Below are 7,401 nucleotides of genomic sequence, written 5' to 3' on the forward strand. Positions count from 1 at the left end.
CCCCATTACCACCCCCGCGAGCGCTGTCCTGAGTTTTTGGTGGTGGCGCGGGGGGTCTTTTTTTTTTAGCCCTCCCCGCCGGCGCGGGGCCCGGGCCCCCCCCCCGGGGCCGCCTTCGTCGTGCCCGTGTCCGGCTGCTTCTCCCGTTACTTCGCGGCGCCGTCCGGCGAGACCGGGTCCGGGCCCATGTGCGGGTCCGCCTCCAGCGGGAGCGCGTTGCCGGTGGACAGGTCGTTCACCGTCCGCCCCGCCAGCGGCGCGCGCAGGTCGGCCGTCACCGTCTGCCGCTTGGCCAGCTCGCTGCACACCTGCCCGGACTTCACCGGCGCCGCCACGACGACCTTGACGTCCACCTGGCCCGGGCGCGACTCGTCCGCCTTCAGCGCGTACTGCTGGCACACCCCGCCGTAGAAGTACACGGTCAGCTTGTTGCTGCCGTCCACCCGGTAGGTGACCGCCGGACGCGCCGCCGGCGACGGCCCGTTCGGGTTCGGCTCGCCGACCGCGATGCCGGGTCCCGGGGGAGTGGCCCCCGTCGGCTGCGCCGGGGCCGGCGGCACCGAGCCCGGGGTCGTCCCGGCCGGTGGCGGAGCCGTGGCCGACGAGGCCGGCCCGCCGGAGGCGCCTGCGGTGGGCGCGCCCGCGGACGCGCCGGCCGACGCGCCGTCGGACGGCACCGGCGCCACCGGGGAGCCCGTCGCCGTCGCCGCGGCCGTCGCCGTGGCCGCCGCCTCCGAGGACGACTTGCCGTCCCCGTTGCACCCGGCCACCGTCACCGCCGCCGCCAGCACCAGACCCGCCAGCGCCACCGCCCGCCGACCGCGCGGCATCCTCTCCTGCTCCATGTGCACATCCTCCCGAGGGCTCAGCGGTGCCGCCTCCGGGGCCGCTCCGCGCGGATGTGACGTGGCCCGGACGGATCCGGTTCCGTCCGGGCCCCAGGAAGCCTCAGTTGCCGTACTCGGCCATCCCCGCGACCAGCCGCTGGGCGCCGGACGGCACCCGGAAGCCGGCGAGCGAGGGGGCGCTCGGCTGGGGGCCGGCCGCCAGTAGTGGCCAGAACCGGCGCAGCCGCCGGGAGGAGTCCACCAGGGCGTCGAGCGTCTCGCCGTCCGCGTCGCCGCGCAGCACGGGGAGCGAGGAAGGGCTGGGCATCATCGGGCACCGCTCCGATCCGGGTCGTGCCGCGGCCGCACTGCCGCGGTCACCGGGGCCGGCCGGTCCGGCGCGCCCCTGCGGCCAACCTAGGACCACGTTCTTCCCGCCCACCAGTGCTACTCGGAGGTAGTACACGTTCGCCCGCAGCCGGTGCCATTTCCGGCACTCGTGGGACCTCGTGGCGCCCGCCCGGTACCGTGAACGGGTTAACAACCCCGCTCGCCCATGGCCCTGCCGCCATCCTGAGGAGACCTCCCGTGCGCATCGCCGTCGCCGGCTCGATCGCTACCGACCACCTGATGACGTTCCCCGGCCGGTTCGCCGACCAGCTGGTCGCCGAGCAGCTCCACACCGTGTCGCTGTCCTTCCTGGTCGACACCCTGGACATCCGCCGCGGGGGCGTCGCCCCGAACATCGCGTTCGGCATGGGCGTGCTCGGGCTGAACCCCATCCTCGTCGGCGCGGCCGGGGCGGACTTCGCCGAGTACCGCAGCTGGCTGGAGCGCAACAACGTGGACTGCCGGTCCGTCCACATCTCCGAGACCCGCCACACCGCCCGGTTCATGTGCACCACCGACGAGGACCACAACCAGATCGCCTCGTTCTACACCGGCGCCATGGCCGAGGCCCGCAGCATCGAGCTGAAGCCGATCGCCGACCGGGTCGGCGGCCTGGACCTCGTCCTGATCGGCGCGGACGACCCGCAGGCGATGGTCCGCCACACCCAGGAGTGCCGCACCCGCGGCTACGCCTTCGCGGCCGACCCCTCCCAGCAGCTGGCCCGCCTGGAGGGCGACGACATCCGCGAGATCGTCGACGGCGCCGCGTACCTGTTCACCAACGAGTACGAGGCCGCGCTGATCGAGAGCAAGACCGGCTGGGACGCCGACGAGATCCTCGGCCGGGTCGGCACCCGGATCACCACCCTCGGCAGCAAGGGCGTGCGCATCGAGCGCAAGGGCGAGCCCGCCATCCTGGTCGGCTGCGCCCCCGAGGAGACCAAGGCCGACCCGACCGGCGTCGGCGACGCCTTCCGGGCCGGCTTCCTCACCGGCCTCTCCTGGGACCTGGAGCTGGAGCGCGCCGCCCAGCTCGGCTGCATGCTCGCCACCCTGGTGATCGAGACCGTCGGCACCCAGGAGTACGAGCTGCGCCCGGCCGCCTTCCTGAAGCGCTTCGAGAACGCCTACGGCGCCGACGCCGCCGCGGACGTCCGCTCGCACCTGGTCAAGTAGTCCGCCGCACCAGGTAGGCCGAGCCCCGGTCGCCGCCGTAGTCGGCGGCCGGGGCCTCGCCCGCGTACTCCTGGCCGCGCATCCCGCACCAGGCCGGGATGTCGAGGCGGGCCGCCTCGTCGTCCGCCAGCACGGCGACCGTGTCGCCCACCGGCACCTCGCCGATCCGCTTGGCCAGCTCGATCACCGGCAGCGGGCAGCGCTTGCCGAGCGCGTCGATCACTGTGACTCGCCCGCTCGCCTCCGGGCGCGCCCTCCGGGTGCCCGGTGCCGACACTCCTTGCTCCCCCGCTCCTTCGCTCTCGGCACCGGCCCGCCCTTCGGCTCGGGGCGGTGTCCCCACGGCCGGCTCCGGCGCCGGCAGGTCCAGCCCGAGCGGCGCCCGGACGCCGGCCACCAGCTCCGGCAGGACGGTCAGGAACCGCTCGACGTCCGCCTCGGCCGTCCCGTACGGCAGCGAGACCCGGACGTTCCCCTCGGTGAGCACCCCCATCGCGGCCAGCACGTGGCTGGGCGTCAGCGTGGACGAGGTGCAGGACGAGCCGGAGGAGACGGCGAAACCGGCCCGGTCCAGCTCGGTCAGCAGCACCTCGCCGTCCACGTACAGGCAGGAGAAGGTGACGATGTGCGGCAGCCGCCGCACCGGGTCGCCGACCACCTCGACCTCGGGCACCAGCTGCGGCACCCGGCCCCGGATCCGCTTCACCAGCGCGTGCAGCCGGGCGTTCTCCCGCTCGGCCTCGGCCCGTACGGCCCGCAGCGAGGCGGCGGCCGCCACGATCGCCGGGACGTTGACGAAGCCGGGCACCCGGCCGCCCTCGCGCTCGTCGGCCGGCAGCGGCGAGGCGTACCGGACGCCCTTGCGCACCGCCAGCACCCCGACCCCGGGCGGCCCGCCCCACTTGTGCGCGCTCGCGGCCAGCAGCGACCACCCGGCGGGCACGCCGACCCGGCCGGCGCTCTGGGCGGCGTCGACCAGCAGCGGGACCCCGGCCTCGCGGCAGAGCCCGGCGACCTCCTCGACCGGCTGGACCGTCCCCACCTCGTGGTTGGCGCTCTGCAGCACGGCCAGCGCGGTGTCCTCCCGGAGCAGCCCGGCGAAGCCGTCCGCGGCGACCCGGCCGGCCCGGTCCACCGGCGCCACCGAGACGGATCCGCCGGCCGCCTCGTGCTTCTCGGCGACGTGCAGCACGCTGGAGTGCTCCACCGCCGAGTGCACCAGGTGCCCGCCGCGCCGCCGGTTCCCGGCCAGCGCGCCCAGCATGCCGAGCTGGACGGCCTGCGTGCCGCTCGCGGTGAAGGAGATCTCGTCGGGCCGGGCGCCGAGCACCTCGGCGACCGTCTCGCGGGAGGCGTCCAGCAGCATCCGGGCCTGCCGTCCGGACCGGTACAGTCGCGCCGGATCGGCCCACCCCTCGTCCAGCGCGGCGGTCAGGGCCTGCCGCGCGACGGGGTGGAGCGGCGCCGTCGAAGCCACGTCGAAGTACACGGTCACATTTAACGACACGCCGGGCCGCTCCGGAGCCCGGCGCAGGTGCTCACCGCCCGTCAGTCGATCATCCCGAATGTCCGCTTCGTCCGCGTCCGACGGACCGTCACCCACGTTGCGGGAGGTCATCCCCCGATCGGGGGTACGGACCTCGAATGCCTGCGGTGACCTGCGGCGCAGCCCCTGCCGGGCCTGATCGGGCGACCGGGCGGCGCGTTACCGGGGGCTGCCCGTCAGGAGCGCATAAGGCTGGAGTAGGGTTTGGCCCGCATAAGCATTCAAACCGTGCCCGTGGACGGGTCGCCGGGGAGGGCAGTCCTCCTCGGGGCGACGCGAAGGCGGGCGAGACTTCGGGAAGGCGCTACGTGAGTCCCAACGGCTCCGACCGCTCGCCGCGGCGCACGATGCGGCGGAAGCTGCCTCAGGCGCTGGCACTGGGCCTCGTCATCGCGACCGCCACCGGCTGCTCGGCCAACGACCTCCCCAGGCTTGGCCTCCCGAGCCCCGTCACCAAGGAAGGACCCATGGTCCTTCAGATGTGGCAGGGCTCCTGGATCGCGGCGCTGGTGGTCGGCGTACTGATGTGGGGTCTGATCATCTGGAGCGTGATCTTCCACCGGCGCAGCCGCACCGGCGTGGAGATCCCCCCGCAGACCCGGTACAACGTGCCCATCGAGGCGCTCTACACCGCGGTCCCCATCATCATCGTCTCGGTGCTCTTCTACTTCGTCGCCCGCGACGAGAACAAGCTGACCGCCGTCTCCGCGAAGCCGCAGCACTACGTCAACGTGGTCGGTTTCCAGTGGAGCTGGGCGTTCAACTACGAGAACACCGAGAACCCCGACCCGGCCAACAAGGACGCCGCGTACGAGGTGGGCACCCCCAAGGACGCGCCCACGCTGTGGCTGCCGGTCAACGAGACGGTCCAGTTCCGTCTCACCTCGCGTGACGTCATCCACGACTTCTGGCCCGTCAACTTCATGATGAAGATGGACGTCGTGCCGGGCGTGGTGAACAAGTTCGAGGTCACGCCGACCGTCAAGGGCGAGTACAGGGGCAAGTGTGCCGAGCTCTGCGGCACCGACCACTCGCGCATGCTGTTCAACGTCAAGGTCGTCGACCGAGCCGACTACGACAAGCACCTGGCTGACCTCCGGGCCAAGGGCCAGGCCGGCGCGGTGCCCTCGGGCGTCATCTCCATGGGAAGTGAAGAGAAGTGACCATCCTCAACGAGCCCGCCGCGGCCGGCGGGGGCGCCGAGGCCGTCACGGTCGGGGCGCAGCGGACCCGCAAGCCGGGTGCGACCATCATCAAGTGGCTCACGACCACTGACCACAAGACGATCGGCACCCTGTACCTGGGGACGTCGTTCGCCTTCTTCCTGATCGGTGGCATCCTCGCCCTGGTCATGCGTGCCGAGCTGGCTCGTCCCGGGACCCAGATCCTGTCGAACGAGCAGTTCAACCAGGCGTTCACGATGCACGGCACGATCATGCTGCTGATGTTCGCGACCCCGCTGTTCGCGGGCTTCGCGAACTGGATCATGCCGCTCCAGATCGGCGCACCGGACGTGGCCTTCCCGCGTCTGAACATGTTCGCGTACTGGCTGTACCTGTTCGGCTCGACCATCGCGGTCGCCGGCTTCCTCACCCCGAACGGCGCCGCGAGCTTCGGCTGGTTCGCCTACTCGCCGCTGTCGGACGCCGTGCACTCGCCGGGTGTCGGCGGCGACATGTGGATCATGGGTCTGGCCTTCTCCGGCTTCGGCACGATCCTCGGTGCGGTCAACTTCATCACCACGATCATCTGCATGCGCGCTCCGGGCATGACGATGTTCCGCATGTCGATCTTCGTGTGGAACGTCCTGCTGACCGCGGTGCTGGTCCTGCTGGCCTTCCCGGTGCTGGCCGCCGCGCTGTTCGCCCTGGAGGCGGACCGCAAGTTCGGTGCGCACGTCTTCGACCCGACCAACGGCGGTGCGCTGCTCTGGCAGCACCTGTTCTGGTTCTTCGGTCACCCCGAGGTGTACATCATCGCGCTGCCGTTCTTCGGCATCGTGTCGGAGATCATCCCGGTCTTCAGCCGCAAGCCGATGTTCGGCTACTCCGGCCTGATCGCGGCCACCATCGCGATCGCCGGTCTGTCCGTGACGGTGTGGGCGCACCACATGTACGTCACCGGACAGGTGCTGCTGCCGTTCTTCTCCTTCATGACCTTCCTGATCGCGGTCCCGACCGGTGTGAAGTTCTTCAACTGGGTCGGCACCATGTGGAAGGGCTCGCTGAGCTTCGAGACCCCGATGCTCTGGACGGTCGGCTTCCTGGTCACCTTCCTCTTCGGCGGTCTGACCGGTGTCCTGCTGGCCTCCCCGCCGATCGACTTCCACGTCTCGGACTCGTACTTCGTCGTCGCCCACTTCCACTACGTGGTCTTCGGCACCGTCGTCTTCGCGATGTTCGCCGGCTTCCACTTCTGGTGGCCGAAGATGACCGGCAAGATGCTGGACGAGCGCCTCGGCAAGATCACCTTCTGGACGCTGTTCTTCGGCTTCCACACGACCTTCCTGGTGCAGCACTGGCTCGGCGCGGAGGGCATGCCCCGCCGCTACGCCGACTACCTGGCCTCGGACGGCTTCACCACGCTGAACACCGTCTCGACCATCGGCTCGTTCGTGCTCGGCATGTCGATCCTGCCGTTCCTGTACAACGTCTGGAAGACGGCCAAGTACGGCGAGAAGGTCGAGGTCGACGACCCGTGGGGCTACGGCCGTTCGCTGGAGTGGGCGACCTCCTGCCCGCCGCCGCGGCACAACTTCCTCACCCTCCCGCGGATCCGCTCCGAATCCCCGGCCTTCGACCTCCACCACCCGGAGATCGCCGCGCTGGACTACCTGGAGAACCACGGTGAGGAGGCCAAGCACCTCGCCGGCGTGACCCCGGCGAAGTACGACGCCCCGCAGCTGGGCAAGGGCAAGAAGGACGGCGACGCCTGATGAAGGAACAGGGAAAGATCTTCCTCGGCCTGGCGGTCTTCGTCCTGGCGATGGCGATCACCTACGGCCTGTGGACGACCCACTCGGACCACGGCGTCGAGGCCGCCGGCACCACCGCGCTGTTCCTGGCCTTCGCGCTGTGCGCCTTCATCGGGTACTACCTCGCCTTCACCGCCCGCCGGGTGGACAGCGGCGCGGGTGACAACCCCGAGGCCGAGGTCGCGGACGACGCCGGTGAGCTGGGCTTCTTCGCCCCGCACAGCTGGCAGCCGCTCTCGCTGGCCATCGGCGGCTCGCTGGCCTTCATGGGCGTGATCTTCGGCTGGTGGCTGCTGTTCTGGTCGATCCCGATCATCCTGATCGGTCTGTTCGGCTGGGTCTTCGAGTTCTACCGGGGCGAGAACCAGAACCAGTAGGTTCCGCCGCACCGGCAGGGGGGTGGGGGGGGGACCCAGCACGGGGGGAAGCCACGGGGTAGAGAGCGGGGGGGAGAGCGACAACACACGCGCGCGCTGTGGTGGGGGGGA

7 protein-coding genes are annotated in these 7,401 nt (G+C 71.3%); 4 read left to right on the top strand and 3 right to left on the bottom strand.

The window, feature by feature from the left end; translation table 11 throughout:
- Positions 1-146: 146 nt before the first annotated feature.
- Both ACFV4G_RS07920 and ACFV4G_RS07925 read right to left on the bottom strand, forming a co-directional pair.
- A complete protein-coding gene (locus ACFV4G_RS07920) occupies positions 147-845 on the bottom strand; it encodes a hypothetical protein (RefSeq protein WP_380437665.1) in 699 nt (232 codons plus the stop codon).
- Between the two features lie 103 nt (positions 846-948).
- The gene (locus ACFV4G_RS07925) at positions 949-1,158 is read right to left on the bottom strand and encodes a hypothetical protein (RefSeq protein ID WP_380437667.1); all 210 of its coding nucleotides are present in this window, start codon (positions 1,156-1,158) and stop codon (positions 949-951) included.
- 257 nt (positions 1,159-1,415) lie between these two features.
- Here ACFV4G_RS07925 and ACFV4G_RS07930 point away from each other — a divergent pair, with 257 nt between their 5' ends.
- Positions 1,416-2,393, top strand: a complete 978-nt coding sequence (locus tag ACFV4G_RS07930; protein ID WP_380437669.1) for a carbohydrate kinase family protein — start codon at positions 1,416-1,418, stop codon at positions 2,391-2,393.
- Here ACFV4G_RS07930 and ACFV4G_RS07935 read toward each other — a convergent pair.
- Positions 2,386-4,011, bottom strand: coding sequence for a cysteine desulfurase/sulfurtransferase TusA family protein (locus ACFV4G_RS07935; RefSeq protein WP_380437671.1), 1,626 nt, complete (start codon positions 4,009-4,011; stop codon positions 2,386-2,388). The genes ACFV4G_RS07930 and ACFV4G_RS07935 overlap by 8 nt on opposite strands.
- Positions 4,012-4,247: 236 nt before the next feature.
- Between ACFV4G_RS07935 and coxB the strand changes: the two genes are divergently transcribed.
- From coxB to ACFV4G_RS07950, 3 genes are read left to right on the top strand one after another with little or no spacing between them, the layout of a single operon-like run.
- The gene (coxB, locus tag ACFV4G_RS07940) at positions 4,248-5,102 is read left to right on the top strand and encodes a cytochrome c oxidase subunit II (RefSeq protein ID WP_380437673.1); all 855 of its coding nucleotides are present in this window, start codon (positions 4,248-4,250) and stop codon (positions 5,100-5,102) included.
- Positions 5,099-6,874 carry a cytochrome c oxidase subunit I gene (ctaD, locus tag ACFV4G_RS07945; RefSeq protein WP_380437675.1) on the top strand — a complete coding sequence of 592 codons (1,776 nt, stop codon included), beginning with the start codon at positions 5,099-5,101 and terminating at the stop codon, positions 6,872-6,874. Before coxB ends, ctaD begins: the two co-directional genes overlap by 4 nt.
- On the top strand, positions 6,874-7,290 hold the full coding sequence (locus ACFV4G_RS07950; RefSeq protein WP_380437677.1) for a cytochrome c oxidase subunit 4: 417 nt from the start codon (positions 6,874-6,876) through the stop codon (positions 7,288-7,290). Before ctaD ends, ACFV4G_RS07950 begins: the two co-directional genes overlap by 1 nt.
- The last annotated feature ends 111 nt before the right edge of the window (positions 7,291-7,401 follow it).

Origin of the sequence: Kitasatospora sp. NPDC059747, from assembly GCF_042732955.1 — a bacterium.
Taxonomy (GTDB): Bacteria; Actinomycetota; Actinomycetes; order Streptomycetales; family Streptomycetaceae; genus Kitasatospora.

Excerpts from the sequence above, each read along its gene's own strand:
- ACFV4G_RS07950 (WP_380437677.1), top strand. The coding sequence starts at position 6,874 with ATGAAGGAACAGGGAAAGATCTTCCTCGGCCTGGCGGTCTTCGTCCTG.
- ACFV4G_RS07935 (WP_380437671.1), bottom strand. The coding sequence starts at position 4,011 with ATGACCTCCCGCAACGTGGGTGACGGTCCGTCGGACGCGGACGAAGCG.
- ACFV4G_RS07925 (WP_380437667.1), bottom strand. The coding sequence starts at position 1,158 with ATGATGCCCAGCCCTTCCTCGCTCCCCGTGCTGCGCGGCGACGCGGAC.
- ACFV4G_RS07920 (WP_380437665.1), bottom strand. The coding sequence starts at position 845 with ATGGAGCAGGAGAGGATGCCGCGCGGTCGGCGGGCGGTGGCGCTGGCG.